Genomic DNA, 19,868 nt, shown 5'->3' on the forward strand with positions numbered 1-19,868 from the left:
GAACCCCGAACCCGGCACCCCGGAATCCCGCACCCCGCATCACCCGCCCCCCGGAAACTCGGTCCCCCGAACCTCCCGATGTCGCGTCAGATTTGATGGACGCTGCGGTACATGGAGGGACTCATCTCGAATTTTTTGGAGAAGACGCGGCTTAAGTAAAACCCGTTCTCGTATCCGCACAACTCGGCGATCTGATCGAGCGGGTAGCTCGTCTCCAGGAGCATTTGCCGAACCTTATCCAGCCTCAGATTCACGACGAAATCCGTAGGCGTTTTGCCAAATTGCGATTTGAACCTGCGGGTAAATTGAACGGGGGACAGCTGAAGCTCGGCAGACAGCAATTTCATACTGAACCGGCTATCGTACGCGCGCGCCTCCAACAGCCGCACTGCCTTCTGCATAAGCGCATCTGCCGGCTTTTCCAGCTTCCGGGCCGCTTCCGTTTCGAGGCAATATTGGAGCCACATGTCGTTCAGCAGCAAGTTTTGCCGGCGGCGATGCAGCTTGTCCCGTTTCGGCCAAAGATCGTGCAAATATTGATAAGTCGACGATAAGCGCCGGCTGTCGCGAAGCGTAACCTTTCCTTGCGGGAGCTGTGACAGTCTCGAAGTTTCCCCGATCGTCTGCCGCGAATCCGGCAAATTCCAGTGGAAATGAATGACGAAAAACGATAACGTCCGCACCACTTCCCGCCATAACGGCACGCCAGGCGGGCAGATGACGAGATCTCCACTCGTAGCGCTTCCGCCGTGATCGCCGATCCGGAAGTCGAAAATCCCTTCGCACACGGCAAACATGACCCAGGCGGGGTAGATGTCCGTGTCAATTAAAAAACGTTCCTTCCGGTCCCAATACAACACATGAACGAGCTGGGGAACCACATCGGCCGGACCATACGGCTCCATGCGACGGCCTCCCTTGAAATGAAATGGAGTATATGGTCGATGATAAACAATTGCATGGGAAAAGTAAATTGAATTTACTAGGCTAGACATATCCCTTTAACGCGCGGTAGAGGGACGAACCGAAGACAAAGGAGGCGCGGTGAACTTGGCAGAACGGGTCGGAGAGTTGGCTCGCGAATATGTAACAGTGTACGAATCGCCGGACCCCGAGAACGTTTATGTGTACAGCCCGGGAATCGCGGTGCTGCCGAACGGCAGACTGGTTGCTACGCTCGACATGAGCGGGCCCGGCATCGATGGAATCGCCGGCGAGAAGCGCCGCATCGAGGGAGGCAAGCTGTGGTTCGGCAAAGTGTTCGTCTCCGATGACAAGGGCCGCACTTGGCAGCACCGGACGGACTTTCCTTTCATGCACGCCAGACCGTTTACCGCGGGGAGAAGCTTGTACGTGCTGGGCCATTGTCACGATTTGGCGATCATCCGCTCCGACGACGGCGGCGATACGTGGAGCGAGCCGGTGCTGCTGACACAAGGGCAGATGTGGCATCAGGCGCCGGCAAATGTGATGTACGCCAAAGGGAACGTGTACCTGGTCATGGAGCGGAATGTGCGATCGGACGGAGCGGGCTGGCCGGTCTCCGATCTGGCTCCGGTGCTGCTGCGGGGACGGGCGGATGCGGACTTGACCGACCGAAGCAACTGGACGTTCGCCTCCGAGCTGGCGTTCTGCGAGGCGGTGCCGGAGGAGGGATTGGACTATTTCGGAGTACCGTTCTACAAGGTGGAGCCGGGAACGTCCGCTCTGGTTGCTCCCGGACGCAAGTGCGCCCGCATGGGCTGGCTGGAGACGAATGTAGTCCGGTTTGACGATCCGGACCATTATTTCCATGACCCGGAAGGGAATACGTTTCATCTGTGGATGCGCTCCCATACGGGAGGCACCGGATATGCGGCGATTGCGAAAGCGGTAGAGCTCGAGGATGGCACGATCGAAACGAAACTCGAAAAATCCCCTTCGGGAAAAACGTTCGCCTTGATCCCATGCCCGGGCGGTCATCTGAAGTTCCATATCACGTTCGACGAACGCTGCGGCCTGTATTGGCTGCTCAGCTCGCAGGCGACGGACAGCATGACCAGGGCGGAACGGCTGCCTGAAGACCGGTACGGTCTCGGCAAAAACGAGCGGCACCGGCTGCAGCTGCATTTTTCGCGAAACTGCGTGGATTGGTGTTTTGCCGGACTGGTGGCGGCCGGGGATTCGCCGAGGCAGGCCCGGCACTATGCGAGTATGGCGATCGACGGCGAGGATCTGGTGATCTTGAGCCGTTCCGGAGACGGGCGGGCGAAGGACGCGCACAACGGCAATTTGATTACATTTCATCGGATCGTGAATTTTCGCCGCTTGATCTATTGATCTACTAATCTACTAAATCTACTTATCTGTGAAACTGCTATTCATCAAATGATACAAAGGGGGGCCGTCCATGCGAAGGACTGCCGTATGTGTGGCTGTTGCAAGCATGATGGTGTTGTGGGGTTGTTCGGGCAGCGGGCCGCGTTCATCGGCCGGCAAGGAAGCGGGCAAGGAGGAGATCGTCCGGCAGGAGCCGGTTACGCTGTCGTTTTATTCGAAGCTGACGCCTGCCGAATTCGAGACGTATATTGCCCGGCATGTCAGAGTCAAGTTTCCGCATGTGACGCTGCAGCAGGTAGAGCAAAAAAGCGCCACGATTCAGGATCTGATTACGGTCGGGAATGTGCCGGACATGATATGGGAAGGCAGCACTAATCTGCAGATGCTCACTCCGCTGAAAGTAATGGCGGATTTGCAGCCGCTTGCGGAGAAGCACAAGTTCGACTTTGGCCGGTACAGGGACGGGGTTGTGGATAATATCCGGTCGTATTCGGAGAACGGGCAGTTGTATTTCCTGCCGTTTAATGTATTTGAATTCGCCTTGCATTACAACAAAGACGTGTTCAACAAGTTCGGAGTTCCGTTCCCGAAAGACCATATGACGTGGGACGAGGTGATCGCCCTGGCGGGCAAAATGAACCGTCAGGACAACGGCATCCAGTATGTCGGGATGAGACCGCCGCTGAGCACGAACCGGACGCAAATGCAGCTGTCCTTGCCGTATGTGGATGCGAAGACAGGCAAGGCTGCGATCCAGACCGAAGGCTGGAAACGGTTGTTCGACACGATCCGGAACATGTATCCGGGCCCGTCCACTGTGCGCTCCTTCTTCGATTACAGGGATGAATTTCTTAAGCAGCGTACGGTCGGCATGATGCCGGACATTTTACAGCTGCAAAACTCGGATATGGCCGCCTTCGAAAAGGAAGGGCTCGAATGGGACGTCGTGACGTACCCGGCTTTTGCTGACAACCCGAAGGTGGGGGCCGGATTGTTCTCCGACGGCATGGTCTTGTCGGCCGGCTCCAAGCACATCGATCTGGCGTTCCAAATCATCTCGTTCCTCAGCACCGATCCCGAGGTGCAGTTGAACGCGACCCGGGACGGCCGGGTAACGGCGCTTAAGGACCCGCAGCTACTGGCGCGCGCCTTTGAGAACAATCCAGCGGCGGCGGGGAAAAATCTGAAGCCGCTTAGCGAGATGCGTTACCCGGCCTCTTTCCCGATGTCCGATTATGATCGCAAAGGACTAAGCGTCGTCGAATCCAAGCTGAAAAATTATGTCGCCGGCAAAGGCGATGTCAACACGCTGCTCCGCGAAGCGGAGGAACAGCTGGAGAAGGCGATCGCCGAGCAGAAAAGCCAATAGCCGGCCTAGGCCGGCACAGACGGGGCCGTCTGCGTGAGGACGGGAGCGCGCGCAGACGAAACCGAACCTAACCGAAAGCGGGGATATGCATGGATACACGCGAGGCAAGGACGGAATCGAACGATTCGACTCTTAGCCGGCCGTCTTCGCCGATGAGCCGGAGGAAGATGCTTTCGGCGCTCGGCATGACGGGGGCGGCGTTATTGACTGCGGGGATGCTGACGAACGAGTCCAGGGGCGAGTCGGTGCATGATTCGGTGTACGGCGGGGACGACGGCTTGGACCCGGCCTGTTGTCCGTTTACGACGATTGCCGGGCTCCGGGCGATGACGGGTCCGATCGGGGAGCCGTACTGTTATGTGACCGACAGCGGCTGCGAAGGACCGTTTTTCTACGACGGGTCCGATACGGCTTCGCCCGACAACACGGGGCTTGTGATTGTCTCCGCATCGGGTGCCCGCTGGAAACGGATTCATCAGGGAGAGATCAGCATTGCCTGGTTCGGAGCGGTCGGAGACGGGGCGACGGATTGCACGGCCACGATCCAAACCGCGCTAGACAGCGGACTGCCGGTATGGATGCCGCCCGGCACGTACGCGATTACCGGTACGCTGCGGGTGAAGGCCAACGGGCAACTGCTCCGCGGCGCCGGCCGCTTCGTAACGGTGTTGAAAAACACGGCGAACGGCAGTCCGCTGCTGCACTTCGGCGACAATACGGACCCGAAGACGACGGGTTACGCGCTTTCATGCGCTGCGCGGGACTTTACGCTCGAAGGGAACGCCCAATCGAGCGAAGGCGTAGCGTTGCTAGGTCCGCAGGACGACGTGGCGACCTGGGGCGGCGCATCCCGAGCCTGCTTGCTCGAAGGGGTCCGCGTGTCGGGGATCGGCAGCGGGCCTGCGCTGCGGGTGTCCGCCTGGACGCCTACGGTAACGGGATGTGAATTCTGGAACAGCAAGCAGGGCATCCGGATCGGGCAGCAGGTGTATTCCGGGCGGTTTATTGCCAACTATATTAGCGGCCACGCCCAGGAAGGCATCTACTGCGACGTCCCTGCCAGCAAAGCGTCGGCGCTGCTCTTCTCGGGCAATGTGGTTCAGTGGTGCGGCAGTGCGGCGGGCATGATCGTGCTGTCGGGCGGCGGCGCCTGGACGTTCCAGAATACATACGTGGAAGTGCCGAACGCAGGCTGCAACGCGGTATGGAAGCTGTCCTATCCGGGCACGAACGTAACGATCGACGGCGTTCATTTCAGTTCGGGGACAGGGGAAAGCGCGATCGATGTCGTCTCTACTGACATCAGGCTGTGCACCGTCCGCGGGATGCAAATTTTCGGCAACGTCCGGCGCGGCGTCTACATTACCGGCACGCTGCCGATCACGACGATCGACAGCGTCCGGCAGCCGTCGGGAACGAGCAGCATCGCCTTGATCGACGATCAGTCGGTGCGCAAGATGACTTTCGTGAACAACGCCCCTACCGGAATCGAGATGGCAGCAGCCACGATCAAAAGCTTGACGTCGACGAATGCGATCACGACCGTAGATACGGCCACCGGTTTAACCCAGTGGTTCGTGAAGGACGGCCGGGTATATTTCGGCGGCGATACGAGCGCCCCCAATATCGGCGTGTCGGGCACGTCGCTGAACGTCCGTGAAGGCGCGGCGGAAGGATTTCTGCAAGCGGCGGGCGTGCTGCTTGGAGCGGACCAGATCGGGATACGGTACGGAACCGGCAACCCGGAAGGAATCGTATCGGCTCCGGTGGGGTCGCTTTATTTGCGGGCGGACGGAGTGCCCGGGGCGACGCTTTACGTGAAGGAGAGCGGTACCGGAAATACCGGCTGGACTGCGAAATGAGCGGATTAATTAAGCGGGGTAGCTGGATAGCTGGGTAGGAGAACGTCACCGGAACCAATCATGGGGCATGGAGGACAGAGATGAGAGAAGAAACGATACGTTCGGATTTGACCGTGATCGGGGGAGGGTTGGCCGGGGTATGCGCTGCCGTAGCTGCCGCGCGGCTTGGAAGCCGGGTCGCACTCGTACAGAACAGACCGGTGCTCGGAGGCAATTCCAGCAGCGAAGTTCGCGTATGGGTGAGCGGAGCTTCGGCCGGCGGCACGCACCGGTTCGCCCGGGAGACCGGAATCATCGGGGAAATGCTGCTGGAAAACCAATATCGCAATCCGCAGGGCAACCCGTATTACTGGGACCTCGTCGTTCTGGAGACGGTGCTGGCGGAGAAAAAAATCCGGCTGTTTCTCAATACGGATGTGCACGAGGTGAAGGCGGAAGGGACGGCCGAAGAGCGCCGTATCCGCTCCGTGACCGGATGGATGGCCGGTTCGGAACGGAAATTGCGCTTCGAGAGCGAACTGTTCGCCGACTGCACCGGTGACGGGCTCGTCGGCTTTTTGGCGGGAGCGGAATACCGCATCGGCCGCGAGGCGAGGAGCGCGTACGGCGAAGCGTGGGCGCCGGAGCAAGCCGACGATATCACGCTTGGGAGCACGATGCTGTTTTATACGAAAGACGCCGGGAAACCGGTGAAATATGTCGCTCCGTCGTTCGCCAAGAACATCGCCGAGACGCCGATTCCTTTGCGGCGTATTATCCGCACGGGCGATTCCGGCTGTCATTACTGGTGGATCGAATGGGGCGGGGAAGTGGATACGGTCCATGAGAACGAGCGCATCCGCGACGAGTTGTGGGCTGCCATATACGGGATCTGGGACTATATTAAAAACTCGGGCCGTTTCGAGGCGGATACGTTAACGCTGGAATGGGTCGGAGCGGTTCCGGGCAAGCGCGAATACCGCCGGTTCATCGGCGATTATGTGCTGACGCAGAATGATATATTAAGCCAGGTTCCATTCGACGACCGGGTCGCGTTCGGCGGATGGTCGATCGATCTGCACCCTCCCCAAGGGATGTATGCGGAGGAGAGCGGGTCGAAGCATTGGCATCCCGACGGAAACTACCATATCCCGTTCCGCTCTCTGTATTCGGTTAATGTATCGAATATGCTGATGGCCGGCCGCAATATTAGCTCTTCGCATGTCGCTTTCGGCACGACGCGGGTGATGGCGACGTGCGCGGCGATGGGGGAAGCGGCGGGAACGGCGGCCGCCCTGTGCGTCAGGAGCGGGACGACTCCGCGCGAGCTGTACCGCAGCCGGCTTCCGGAGCTGCAGCAGGCGCTGCTTCATCAGGATGCTTCGATCATCGGCTTGACGAACCGCGATCCGCGCAACTTGGCCCGGCGGGCTGTCGTGAACGCCTCCAGCACAAGGACGGTCTTAGCCGTGGAGCGGCCTGCAGAGCGCCTGCCGCTGGATACGGACATCGGTCTGCTCGTCCCGGTCGACCCGAAGCTTGGGGAGCTGGAGCTGCTGCTGGATGCCGAGCGCCATACGACGCTCCGTGTCGAGCTGTGGGATACGGGCCGCAAGGAGAATTACGTTCCGTTCCGGAAAATTGACGAGGCGTCGGTCGAAGTGCGCCAAGGGAAGCGGCAATGGACGACCGTTCCTTTGTCATGGGCTCCGGAAGAACCGCAGAACGGATTTATCGTCGTTAAGGCGAACCCGGCGCTGATGTTGTGGCAGTCGGATTCGCCGCTCACCGGTGTGCTCGTCTTCGGTAAAGTCGAGAGACCTGCGGACAGCAAGCCGGCGCAGCCGGTTCTCGAATGGAGAATGAAACGTTTTGTCCGCAAGCCGATCTGCTTCCATATACACGGGGAGACGTTAGCTTACGCCCCGGGCAAGGCGGTGAGCGGAGTGATCCGGCCGTACGGCGGTCCGCAGCTATGGATGTCCGGACGGATGGCCGGCGGAAGCGGGGAATGGCTGGAGCTGCAATGGAATGAGCCGGTCACTGTCCGGGAGATCCATCTGACGTTTAACGACGATGTCAACGAATATTTGAACAACCTGCACTATCTCGTGACGCCGTTCGAGACGATTCCCGAATTGGCGGCCGATTATCGGCTGGAGGCATGGATCGCGGACGAATGGGTGGTGCTGCACCGGGAAACCGGGAACCGGAAAAGAAAGAGGGTGCACCTCGTGTCCCCGGTTGCCGCGTCCCGAATTCGTCTCGTTGTGGAGAAGACGAACGGAGGGGAGCGGGCGGAGCTGATCGACATCCGGGTGTACGATCACGAAACCGTCTAATCGGCTCAAGCCGGTTTGGGTGCCAAACGAGAAGCATGTTGCAGTGGAGGCCGTGCGGCGGCTCCAGCCGGTAACATTCCAGGGAACGGGCAGGCTATTGCCAAAAGGGGTAACCGTGCCGGAACTGTTGGCCGGCAAAGAAGTAACATCCCAGGGAACGGGCAGACTACTGCCAAACGGGAAGCTGGTGGCGTATTCCTGTGCAGCCGTGCAGCTGCAGCGATCGAGGCAAGTTGGCGTCGTATTGGCTTTTTCGGAGGCAGGGCCGGGCTGGGAACTTGGTAAGAGCAGTTTGTACCCTTTATTTTGTCCATAATCCGCTTGGATGGGGACTTAAGAGTGGTTTGGAGCTGTTAATATCCGCGATAAGGGGGCAGACCGCACCAACGGGTTGAAATAAGCGATGCAAACCGCCTCTATTCGTCCCGCTCGTCCCTTTATGCCCAAAATTGAGGATGCCAAAGACTCCTATACTGTGATAAAACCCGTTTCAAGGGCAAGCGCATTGCGTTTTCTGCGAAAGTGAACACAGTCTGCTGGAAGAAACGCGGTTACGAGCCTCATCTGAAGCCGAGCGGGTACCACAATACCGGATCAAAGGAGCGGCTGTAGCCAAACCGTCCGTTACCTTACGTGCACCAACGTGTGGATCCGCACGTCAAAGGAGCGGCTGTCACAAACGTGTTCGTATGACAGAGGGGACCGTCCCCGTTTTCCAACGAATTCATACGAAAGGACCTCAAATTCCGCTGTAACGCGGGGGCTGAGGTCCTTTTTCTTGTCGAGTGGAAATCGGTTCTGAGCGGGGCGCCGAAAATCGCCGAATAACTGTTAGGACGAGGCTGTCGATTCCATGTGTAGAAGTGTTAGCAGACCGTTCCCAGTGAAAAGTTACTTCCTTCTGCTCAAACAGGTTGTCCGGAATCCCTTGATTGAATAACGATTGTAAGGTAGGGGATTCCAGACAAAACTCGCCAGAAGGTCATCTTTTCCCTTTCCACTTGGTTGTCCACACTGAATCGACAGTCTCAGGACAACCCCAATTGTGATCATCCGGAATCCCGTTCCTGCCTAATTCCCAATGGGCGGAAACGGACTTTCCGTTTGCCTAGCTATCCTTTTGTTGCTTAATCCGGTTTATATAATTTATATAAATAATGATTCCGGTTTACAAAATAATGGTTTTCAAACAGATATTGGGATGTTATAATCGGAACCGGAACGGTAATGGAAAGACTGACTTTATCCGGTTTATTAAAATAATTAATTATATAAACCGGATAGCTAGTCGTCGCTCTAGGAGGGATTGCCTATCGGGAGCCGAATAAGTAGGGGATAACATCGCATTTGCGATTGCAGGGAGAGAGCCGCCGGATGAGAGGAAGACCGACGAACGAACAGTTCCGCCAAATGCTGGAGCATATGGTCCAAACGATAAAAAACGAAATCGTGGAAGGCTTGTACGAGCCGGGGACGGATTTGCCTTCTGAGAAAGCGCTTGCAGTCCGTTTCGGAATCAGCAATCTGTCCGTACGCAAAGGGCTGGAGATTCTCGCGGGAGAGGGATGGATCGAGAAAATTCCGAATGTGGGCAACCGCGTCCTCCGCAGAAGACCGCGGGTCGGCCTGACGCTGGGCCTGAACGAAACAACGGTTCGCAATATGGCGCTGAACGAGCTTCTGAAAGACTTTGAGCGGCTGTACTCCTGGATTACGGTGCACGTAAAAGTTTACTCGGCGTCTAAGGAGTACGAACGTGCGGAGCCGAATGTGATTGACGTGTTCACCTTGAGTAACATGCAGTTTCAGCAATTGTGCGAGCAGGGAGGCACCGGTATTCTGGACCCGATTGAAGTCCATCCGGACCTGTATCCGTTTCTGAACGATCTGTTCTCGCACGAAGGCCGCGCGGTTCTGCAGCCGATCATCTTTACACCGGTCGTTTTGTGTTACAACAAGCGGCATTTCCGGGAGCGGGGGTTGGCGGAGCCGACGGGCGGCTGGACCTGGGACGATTTGGTGCGGAACGCGGAGAAGCTGACGGAGGGCGAAAGGTACGGTTTTTGCTTTCATCTGCCGGACGTGAACCGCTGGCCGATCTTCCTGCTCCAGAGCGGGGAGCGCCGGCGCGCGCGACGAAGCCCGCATGTACCGGACGACGCAGCCCGGCTGATGGAAGGCATACGCCTGTGCAAGGAGATTGTGTGCAACCACAACGTCTTTCCGCGTTACATGTCAGAGAACAACGCCGATATTGAACGGATGTTTCTTGAAGGCAAATTGTCGATGGTGCTTACGAGCTATATGGCGCTGAACGATTGGAAGCAAGCCGAAGTCGAATACGACATCGCACCGATGCCATTTCTGCACGAGCCTCGCACGCTAACGGTCGCTACCGGAGCCGGTATCGCGTCCCACTCCGGGCATAAGGAGGAGGCAAGGCTGCTCGTCGACTATTTGACCTCCGAACGGGCGCAAAGCTTGATCCGCAAACATACGTTAAGCATTCCTGCGCGGCAGCGAATCGAACCGTCCGGCTGGAGCGGGGAGATCGCGAACGTTCCGGGCCGGTATATGCTGTACCGGGAGCTGATCTTCTCGTACCGGACGCACCGCGATCTGCCGATTGCCGTATCGTCGATGGGCAAGCTGGCCCAACTGTTGAAGTCGTATTGGGCGAACATGACTGCAGAAGAGGAACTGTACCGGGGCATCGGCGAACTTCTCGATCATCAGGGAGGCGAACCGGAAAACGGAACATAGGGGGATATCCAATGGTATTCAGCAAAAAGTGGAAGCAAGCGGCATGCGTACCGCTTGCCATGGCGGTATTAGCCGGATGCGGCGCGGACCCGAAAGGAACGGGCGATCCCGGCGGAGCGCCGGGGGCGGGAAGCGGCGATAAACCGCCGGAGCCGTTCACGATGACGATTTATGCGGCAGGAGTGAAGCCGGAGGAGTTCGACTCGCGGTTCAGAGGGACGCTGGAGAAAAAGTTCCCGCATATTACCTTCGACTATCAGACGAGCGACAAGGGCAACTCGATTACGGAAAAGGTGGCGCGCGGCGAAGTCCCGGACATTATCCGGACGGATACGCCGACCATGAAGTCCGGTTACCTCGATCTTCAGCTCGGTTACGATCTGCGGGAGCTTGTAGCCAAGCACAAATACGACTTGAATCGCTTCGTGCCGGCCTTCATTCAGGATAATATCAATACAGGTCAGACAGGCGGGCTTTACGGCTTGCCGGTGCCTCCTTATTTTCCATCCGTCCTGTATTACAACAAAGATCTGTTCGACAAATTCGGAGTTCCTTACCCGCGCGACGGCATGAGCTGGGACGAGGTGTACGATCTGGCCGTCAAAATGTCCCGCACCGACGGCGGCAAAGTGTACCGCGGGTTCAGCTCCAGCCTGATTGCGCTGCTGCGCGACAACCCATACTCGCTGCCCATCCTCGATCCGGAGAAGGACGGCTTGGCGGACCAGACGAAGTGGAAATCGATATTCGATAACTTCAAGCGGTTCCACCAGATTCCGAACAATGCCGTCGAGAGTACGTTCGCGCTGGAAAATGCGGTGTTCACGAAGGGACAATCCGCGATGTATCTGGGACAGCACAGCATCTACTTCGTCGTCCCTCCCGAAGTGAATTGGGATATCGTCTCCGTGCCGGCGCTGACGGGAGCGCCGAAGCTGATGGGGCAGCGGACCCCGGCCTACTGGTCGATTACGCAGCAGAGCAAGCATAAGGACGAGGCGTTCCAGGTTATTATGGAGATGCTCTCCGACGAGGTGCAGATGCAGGACTCGCGCAACGGCATTCCGACTACGCTAGTGAATAAGGAGATCCGTGAGGCGCTGGGCAAGTCTCATCCGATCTATTCCAAGAAGAATATGAAAGCGTTAACATTATACGAGCCGACTGATCCTACCCCCAAACGGGGCAAAGACAAGGCGAACGTATCGGGCAGCCTGCAGGAGTCGATTATTTGGCAATCGTTCGTTAAGACGGCCCAGGGTCAAGCCGATGTCAATACGGTACTGCGTGAAGCGGACGAAAGGCTGAAGCAGGAGCTGGAGAAAGAGAAGAACAAATAACGGCCGGCCGTCATGCCGGAGAAGATCCGGATTGCGGCGGGAGGCCGTCGGATAGAGGGAGAGAACAACTGTGCAAAAGGCGACAATGACCATAGCGCGTTCAGGCAGAATCGTATTGGAGGAAAGGGAACTGCCGGTCCCCGGCGGGCATCAGGTGCTCATCCGGACCGAATGTTCTGCAATCAGCAACGGTACGGAAACGATGGTGCTGCGAGGCAAAGCGGACGGAACGAGACTCGGCTACAATTCGGTCGGGATCGTCGTAGCCAAAGGAGCGGGTGTGGAAAGTGTGGAGATCGGCCAGCGTGTAGCCTGTTATGGCGAAGGAGCGCATGCGGATTACCGGCTTGTGCCGAAATTTCTCGCCGTCCCTGTCCCCGATCACGTCGATCCCGAGGAAGCGGCTTTCGCCGGTCTCGGCGCCATAGCGATTCATGCGCTGCGTCAAGCGGGCATGCAGTTCGGGGAAACGGCCGTGATCGTCGGTCTGGGCATCCTCGGGCAGATTGGCGTGCAGATTGCCAGCGCCGCCGCTTACCAGGTCGTCGCGCTGGATCTGCTGGCGGCCAGGTGCGAACTGCTAAGAACGATACTTCCGGATGCGGCCGTGTACGAACGGGCGGAGGAAGTGCAGCCGGCCTTGAGCCATATTGCAGGAAACGGGGCGGACAGTGTGCTGCTGTTCGGCGGCGGCAAAGGAGACGGTCTGATGGACCGCGGAATCGGCTGGCTGCGCGACCGGGGCAATATCGTGATCGTGGGCGTGCCGGACACGACGTTTACACGCAACGCTTTGTTCCATAAGGAAGCGCAAATCCGGATCTGCCGCGCCGGCGGCCCCGGAAGGTACGATGCGAGGTACGAGCAGGAAGGCTTTGATTATCCGGACGGATATGTCAGATGGACAGAAGGCAGAAATGTGGCTGAATTCGTTCGGCTATTGGCAGGGAGAAAGCTTTCTCTAAAACCGCTGATCCGGCATCGCTTCGACTTCAAGGAGATCGACCAGGCGTACCAGCTATGCAAGGAAGCGCCGGAGCAGACGATGGGCGTTCTGATCCGGTATTAGAGGCGCGCTTCTTCCTGCACTACATGTTCCCGAAAGGAGCCTGAGGGATGAACAAGCTAGTGAAGGCGGGGATTATTGGCTGCTTGGTGACGACATTCGCAGGCGGGTATGAGGTACACGGACCGGAACGGACGGTGCATGCGGAGGAGGCGGCCGTTCCGGCCCCGATCCCGTATTATACCGACAAATGGACGATTGTTCCCAAGTGGAACGCCCCTCCCGTCGTAGACGGCATCTTGGACGAGACGTTGTGGAACCAGTCTTCCGTGTTGGACGGTTTCGCAACCGCTTATTACGAGTTGCCGCTTCCGCATCAAGTCGAGTACAAGGCAGCCTACGACGAAGACTACTTGTACATCGGCGGAACTATGGACAACGCCGAATCGGACACATTGGCGGACATTGAGATTGTCATTAGTCCGCTGATGGAAGGCGACACCCATTATGTCGCCCGTCTGACGGTAGACCCGAACGACCATTCGGTCACAGACACGACATGGAGTCCGCAGCGCGGCGATCATACGGCCAATCCCGGACGCACGATGTTAACCGGTGTGAATTACGAGATAACCGCTGCAGGGAGCGGCGTTACGGTAGAGGCAGCCATCCCGCTTGCGGCTATCGTTCCCGGCGGCGCCGCTACTGGCGACGAATGGCGGGTGAACATCATTCACGTCCATCGTTCGCTGACCCGGCCGCTTACCGCGTGGGTGCCGATCCGCCATTCCGATCATTGGGACCGCTTCGGCGAAGGAGGGCGGCTGTACGGCGGAGTCGTCAATCAAGGCCGGATGGGCAGCCTTTTTTTCGGACAATTTCCAGGCTCGCAAGCGTCGGGAGCGAGTGCCGCCGTACCATGGATACTGGAACAGGCCGAGCTTACCTACAACGGTTTTACCGGGAAAAGGCTCCGATTCAAGCTTCCTGGCCCTATTCTGAATGAGGACAAGTTTCGGCTGATGTGGAAAGGTCCGGATAGCGGCTGGCAGCAATTGGAGGAATTCGATCTAACGAAGTCGGGTGGAGTTTACAAACTGGACTTTGAGCATCCCGCGCCGCTAAAGGACGGGGCGTACCAGTTGCGTCTTGTCGTGTCGCCTTCGGCTCAGGTGCAGCCTAGGGCGGCGACGCTGCTGTTCGACCGCGAGAGTATGATCGCTTCGGGCTTGTCGATCGCGCCGCGGATGCAAGGTTCCGATGAACCGCCGGTCGCAGTCGTTCCGTCCGCTCCGTCCGCGAGAGTGCAGCAAGCATTATCGCTTATTCCCGAGCAGCCGGGATACCGCTATGTCGGCTTGCCGGAAATGCCGGAGCTTTATCCCGATAATCTGTACACGTTGTCGGCTGACGGTCAGAGCCTGATCGCATCGAGGACGGGCACGGGGTATCCGAACGCTTCGTTTGCAGAAAACAAAGAGTATGTGACGACCAACGGCAAAGGCGAGACGGTACGTATTCCGTATTACGAAGATGGCGATGGCAAGATGTACTTCATTACCGGACATCTGTGGTATTTGCAGAAAAACAAGGCGCTTAGCGAGACGAAGGCGATCGCTCAGACCGATCCGCTTGGAGCGGCGCGATTGTTATACCGTTTCGCCCAAGCCTACGAAGGCTACAATCCGACGATCGATCAGGCGTGGAACTACCACTCGATCAGCCGCCCCGCGGGCCCTCCGTATTCGTATTGGGGCGGGATGTGGTACCGCTGGTACGGCTCCGATCTGTTGTACTTGACGTCGCTTTTCCAGGCTTATTCGCTGGTCAAAAAAACCGATGCGTTCGAAGTGCTCAGCGCCGAGGCCGGCGAAGACGTGGAAGCCAAGCTGCTCCGCGATATGTTCGGTCCGTCCTTGGACTATGTACTCGGCTATACCGTCCATCTCGGCAATTTGTCCTATACGAACTGGAATGGCATGATTGAGGCGGGCAAAGCGCTGAACGAACCGGATTATATTCACTTTGTCGTGGCACAGATGGAAGAGTTCATGTCGACTTTGTTTTTGTCCGACGGTTTTTGGCAAGAGGTGTCGTTGTCTTATCATATGGAATTGGTAAGCGGCATCAAGCAGGCGGCCGACAAACTGAAGGGCTGGACCGACCCGGTTGGCTACATCTCTCCCCGTACGGGAAAACGTCTGGTAAACCTAGATATGGCCAGGGATTATCCGATTATCGGCAAAGCGCTGGAGTACCAGAAGCGGCTCGTTTATCCGGACGGCCATTATTATCCGATTCAGGATACTTGGGCGTATACGAAAGTTTCGGCACCCGGGGATTCCGGCTCCACACTGCTGCCGGCAGCGGGGATCGGTCGGCTGTCCGGCGGCCAGGGACTCGATCAGACCCAGCTGTATATGAGCTTCCAGCCGAAATATCCGACCCATATCCATTACGACCCGTTGAATCTCGGGCTGTACGCATCGCGTCAGGAACTGCTGCCCGACTTGGGCTACACGTTCAATACGTTTTACCGCTGGTATACGTTGTCCACGATGGCCCACAACACCGTTGTCGTTAACAGCCGCAATGCGGTCGTCAGCGGAGATGCGGTCCATGGCGGCAACGTAGAAGCGTTCGTTCCGCAAGAGAACGGGTTCCAGGCGATGCGAGCTTCCTACGAGAGCGCCTATCCGGTAACCGAGGAATACAGGCGCGAGCCGTGGTTCGTGCCGTTTGCGGACGGAGACGGCCAGCAAGGCTATGTGCTCGACCTGTTCCGCGTATCGGGAGGGAACCGGCACGAGTATACGCTGCAGGGCGATGCGAATCGGGATGCTTATTTTGACACCGGAATGACGCTGAACGACTATGGGCCTTACTTGCTGCCGCCCGGTACGACAGTGGTGCCCCCGGTCAGCAACAGCGACAGCGGGAGTGCGGAGGGGAATTATCCCGGATACATCTATGTACGCGATGTGAAGCAAGCGGTGCTGCCGGCCGACCGGTACGAGCTGACGCTAGTTACCGCCAAAGACGGCTCGCCCGGATCGAAGCTGAATATTACCGGATTGCTGGAGCCGGGAGTAAACGAGCTGTACTTGGGGCGCTCGCCGTCGCTGAAGTCAGCCAGGCTGGAAGGCCGGAATATGGACAATAACGACGAGGCGGTCAAGTATACGCTGCCGAAGCTGGTGTTGCGTCGCGACGGTACGAATTTGAAAAGCACGTTCATCACGCTGCTCGAGCCCTACGACGGCAAGGCGACGCCGCGAATCGAGGCGATCGACAGGCTTCAGCCGGAACAGGCTCCGGAAGGAGCGGTCGCCGTAAAAGTCGCTTATGGCGGCACGACGGATTTGCTGCTGAGCAATCCGGACTATGCCATACATCAGATGCCCCTGGTCGTCGGTGACGTGACTCTGTCCGGAGAAATGGGACTGATTCGGCATGTCGACGGGCAAGTGCGGGAGATGAAGCTGACGGGCGGTACGCTCCTGAAAAAAGGGGATCGGGAGCTGAGCGGGGCGGGAACGGCGACGGGAACCGTCGTCGGGACGCTTCGGCTGGCGGGCGGAGACGACTACGACGGAATCCTGACGTCCGCGAGCGTACCTGCATCGGCGGCAGGCCGCTATGTCATCGTCGCACATCCGGACGGGAGCAAGCAGGGGTTCCTCGTACGTGAAGTCCGTCCGCACGGGAGCCGGACGCTGCTCGTATTCGATCAGGAAGATCCGGGCTTCGTCGTGCGTGAAGACGGCAGCTCGGCGCAAACTTCGTTTCCAATGAAGCAGTGGACCGGACTCCATACATTCTCCATAAGCAATGTCGAACGGACCGAATGGCCTGCCGGCGACCCGCCCGCAGTGTCACGCGCGGGGACTGTGATCGGGGCGGTTTACGACCCGTTTGGTCAGCCTGTACATGGAGCGAAGGTTAACCTGACCGGTAATCAGGCGGTAGCTTCCGACACGGGTGCCGACGGCACGTATTCGCTTTCCGGCGTGCCGGAAGGATGGCAGCGGGTTACGGCGACCAGTCCGGGACATGTTCTTACGGTTTCCGATGCGGTCTATGTCGCAGCCGGACAAACGGCAACAATTCCGATTTCCTTTACAAAGTTAATGCCGCCAACCGTGACCCAGGTCACCTATGTCGGAACGCTCGTGGGCAGCCAAGTGACGGCAACAAGCTCGGCATCCGGTTATGTGTATCTTGTACCATCGGCGACTGAGCCGACTCCATCCGCTTTGGAAGCGGCTGCAGTTACGGTAGGCGGAGCGGTGTACGGAGCACGATCGGCGGCAGTCGCCGGCGTGCCCGCTTATCTGGAAACGACAGGGATGCAAGAGGGCTTGTATTCGATCTATGCGGTAGACTCACAACATCAAGTATCGTCAGGCGTTCCTGTCATCCTGATGTCGGGTTATCTCTCCACTGTGGAAGATGCACACCCGTTGGCGAAATATTCGGGCGTGTGGACGACATTGGAGTCGTCGTTAATGTCCGGCGGCAGCTCCAGACAGACCCGAATCGCCGGCGGTTCCGTCGACATACCGTTTTACGGCACGCGAGCGAAGGTGCTCAGTCTGGTCGGCAGTTCACGGGGGAAAGCGGATGTGTACTTGGACGGCCTGTACCGGGGGAACATCGATACGTACAGTCCGAACGTCAAATACCGGCACGAAATATTCGATACCGGTCCTTTGCCCGAAGGCGTGCATGTTATCCGCATCGTCGTTACCGGCGAGAAACGTCCCGAATCGACGAACACATTTATCAATATCGATGCGCTTCAAGTTACAGGTTCCGCTCCTGCTAATGGCACCGACTAACCGAGCTGGATACGGAGGATATCGGAGGGGACCCGCATCTCGATTCCAGTTATTCTATATCGCCCTAAAGCGCATATAGTGGGTGATGGGAAGCGGGCCGAATGGAAGCTTCACGGCCCGCCCCATAACTGAAATGAAGGAGTGGATCGGTCTGAGAAGGAAAGGTTTGCGGTATGCGGCGGTTTGGCTGCTCGTCATTGGAATGGTGGCTGGGCTGTCGGGTCAAGCGATGGCATGGGGAGGAACGTACATATACGCGCCGACCGGCACGATCTCGTCACCGGGCATGTACAGCGGCAGTATGCATTGGGTTCAAGACGCCGCGACCTCGCACTTTGTCGTGACGGTACTCGATACGTCCACCAGTACGGTCATTTACTCGACTCCGTTTATCGCCCAGAGCGCGCCGGTCGGTGCTACGCTTGGCAGCTACTCGATTCCGGCGGAAGACTTGTGGACCATCCCGACCGGCATTACATACGAGCTGTCGGTCTCCACGTGGAGCGGGCATCCTCTAATCGGGATGACGCTGATCGGCTTGGACAAAACGAGCGTCGTTTTCTAATGTAGACCCGGACCTGGTTTTTCTGATCTTTCTGGAATGAGCAGATGGAAGATTCGCACGGATACCTGATCGGGCTCTTGTCGTTGGATGCCCGTGCGGAAGCCGAACGCTTTAGCAGACGCCCTGTACGGGGCGTTTTTTCTTGAGTATGCAGAAGTTTTGAGTTTTTTTTACTGTACTAAAAGAGACGAAGGGGCTCTTCCTTGTCGAGTCGGCAAGTGCCGCAAATCGTTCATCACGGGTGGCCGTTTACCCCAAAACCTGATCAGCGAGCGGCTGGAGCCAGGGTGACGCATTTCCTTCCTCGCGCCAACGTAGGGGGGTTGCACGCAAAGGACCGTCCCCGCATGTACGAAATGATCTCTTAAGTAGACCGTGTTACGAATCGATATAAAGGATTTGCCGGACGATTTATTCATAAATCTATCAGGTGTGTACGTTAAGCGATAACATCCCGGCGGAGGTGCGAAAGTTTATTTTCGGCAAGGAAGAAATCATATTGCTTCCCGATTGAACGTGGTGTATGATGTTGCTGTACATTATATATAATACATAAAATAGTTTATGGGCTATGATCTCACCTTCCGAATTGATCCGGGAAAGGAGAGCGAAGCTTCCATCTACTATCCGCGAGCGGGGGCGAATCCATGTTGCCGATTGTGACCAAAGACCAGATTGTTTCCGCTTTCCGAGAACTGGGGGCGCGTCCCGCCGACATGCTGCTCATTCACTCTTCCCTGAAAAGCTTCGGCCGCGTCGAGGGCGGTCCGCTAACCGTGATCGACGCGGCCAAAGAAACGGTGAGCGCAGACGGAACCGTCGTATTCCCGACACTGGTGCAGCGGGATTTTCAGAACGCCTACCGGAACTGGGACGTGTATAATTCGCCCTCCGACGTCGGCCTTCTTACCGAGACTTTCCGTCTGCTCCCGGACAGCGTCCGCAGCGATCAGGCTACCCATTCGGTAGCGGCCTGGGGCAGCCGGGCACCGGAGATCACTTCCGAGCATACGGCGTACGGTCCTCGAATGGGCGTATTTGGAGACTATTGCTTCTCCTATTCGTCACCCTGGCAGAAGATGTATCTGAGTAAAGCGCTTATTGTATTTATCGGCATCGGCATGGTGTACAACACCTTCAAGCATTTCGCAGAGTATGTGCTGATGGAGCACTACTACGGCGGCATCCCGGACCCCGCTTTAAAGTGTGCCGCCATGTCCGCGGTCGCGCGGCATAACGTGCCGGGCGTATGGCCGTTTCACGATGCCGCCAAAACGCAGCAAGCGCTGGAAGAACTCGGTCTCCTAGCCCGTACAATATGCGGAAACTCGGAGATGATGGCCATTCGGGCGGATCAGTACGTGGACCACGTATTGCGTCTGTTCCAGGATAACCCGGCCGCCTGGTTCGATGCCGATACAACGGCGTGGGTCCGGACTTGCACCCGTGAAAGTTCCAATACTGGATAAAGAGGAGCGATAA

At 57.6% G+C, this 19,868-nt stretch carries 11 protein-coding genes; 10 read left to right on the forward strand and 1 reads right to left on the reverse strand.

Annotated features, from left to right (window positions below; all coding sequences use genetic code 11):
- Positions 1-86 precede the first annotated feature (86 nt).
- A complete protein-coding gene (locus IDH45_RS09160) occupies positions 87-905 on the reverse strand; it encodes an AraC family transcriptional regulator (RefSeq protein ID WP_190926787.1) in 819 nt (272 codons plus the stop codon).
- A gap of 145 nt (positions 906-1,050) precedes the next feature.
- Here IDH45_RS09160 and IDH45_RS09165 point away from each other — a divergent pair, with 145 nt between their 5' ends.
- From IDH45_RS09165 to IDH45_RS09210, 10 genes are all read left to right on the forward strand, one after another.
- Positions 1,051-2,319: a sialidase family protein gene (locus tag IDH45_RS09165; protein WP_190926789.1), complete on the forward strand. Its 1,269-nt coding sequence runs from the start codon at positions 1,051-1,053 to the stop codon at positions 2,317-2,319.
- 70 nt (positions 2,320-2,389) lie between these two features.
- Entirely contained in the window at positions 2,390-3,688 is a 1,299-nt protein-coding gene (locus IDH45_RS09170; protein WP_190926791.1) for an ABC transporter substrate-binding protein, read from the forward strand.
- Between the two features lie 89 nt (positions 3,689-3,777).
- A complete protein-coding gene (locus IDH45_RS09175; protein WP_190926793.1) occupies positions 3,778-5,550 on the forward strand; it encodes a glycosyl hydrolase family 28-related protein in 1,773 nt (590 codons plus the stop codon).
- A gap of 80 nt (positions 5,551-5,630) precedes the next feature.
- The gene (locus IDH45_RS09180; RefSeq protein WP_190926795.1) at positions 5,631-7,871 is read left to right on the forward strand and encodes an FAD-dependent oxidoreductase; all 2,241 of its coding nucleotides are present in this window, start codon (positions 5,631-5,633) and stop codon (positions 7,869-7,871) included.
- A gap of 1,374 nt (positions 7,872-9,245) precedes the next feature.
- Complete coding sequence (locus IDH45_RS09185) at positions 9,246-10,634, forward strand: extracellular solute-binding protein (protein WP_190926796.1); 1,389 nt, start codon at positions 9,246-9,248, stop codon at positions 10,632-10,634.
- 11 nt (positions 10,635-10,645) lie between these two features.
- The gene (locus IDH45_RS09190) at positions 10,646-11,974 is read left to right on the forward strand and encodes an ABC transporter substrate-binding protein (protein WP_190926798.1); all 1,329 of its coding nucleotides are present in this window, start codon (positions 10,646-10,648) and stop codon (positions 11,972-11,974) included.
- A gap of 70 nt (positions 11,975-12,044) precedes the next feature.
- The gene (locus IDH45_RS09195; protein ID WP_317891178.1) at positions 12,045-13,043 is read left to right on the forward strand and encodes a zinc-dependent alcohol dehydrogenase; all 999 of its coding nucleotides are present in this window, start codon (positions 12,045-12,047) and stop codon (positions 13,041-13,043) included.
- 47 nt (positions 13,044-13,090) lie between these two features.
- The gene (locus IDH45_RS09200) at positions 13,091-17,821 is read left to right on the forward strand and encodes a carboxypeptidase regulatory-like domain-containing protein (RefSeq protein ID WP_190926801.1); all 4,731 of its coding nucleotides are present in this window, start codon (positions 13,091-13,093) and stop codon (positions 17,819-17,821) included.
- 82 nt (positions 17,822-17,903) lie between these two features.
- Positions 17,904-18,386: a hypothetical protein gene (locus IDH45_RS09205; protein WP_190926802.1), complete on the forward strand. Its 483-nt coding sequence runs from the start codon at positions 17,904-17,906 to the stop codon at positions 18,384-18,386.
- 647 nt (positions 18,387-19,033) lie between these two features.
- A complete protein-coding gene (locus IDH45_RS09210) occupies positions 19,034-19,855 on the forward strand; it encodes an AAC(3) family N-acetyltransferase (RefSeq protein WP_190926804.1) in 822 nt (273 codons plus the stop codon).
- The last annotated feature ends 13 nt before the right edge of the window (positions 19,856-19,868 follow it).

It is taken from the genome of Paenibacillus oceani, from assembly GCF_014705615.1.
Classification (GTDB): domain Bacteria; phylum Bacillota; class Bacilli; order Paenibacillales; family NBRC-103111; genus Paenibacillus_AB; species Paenibacillus_AB oceani.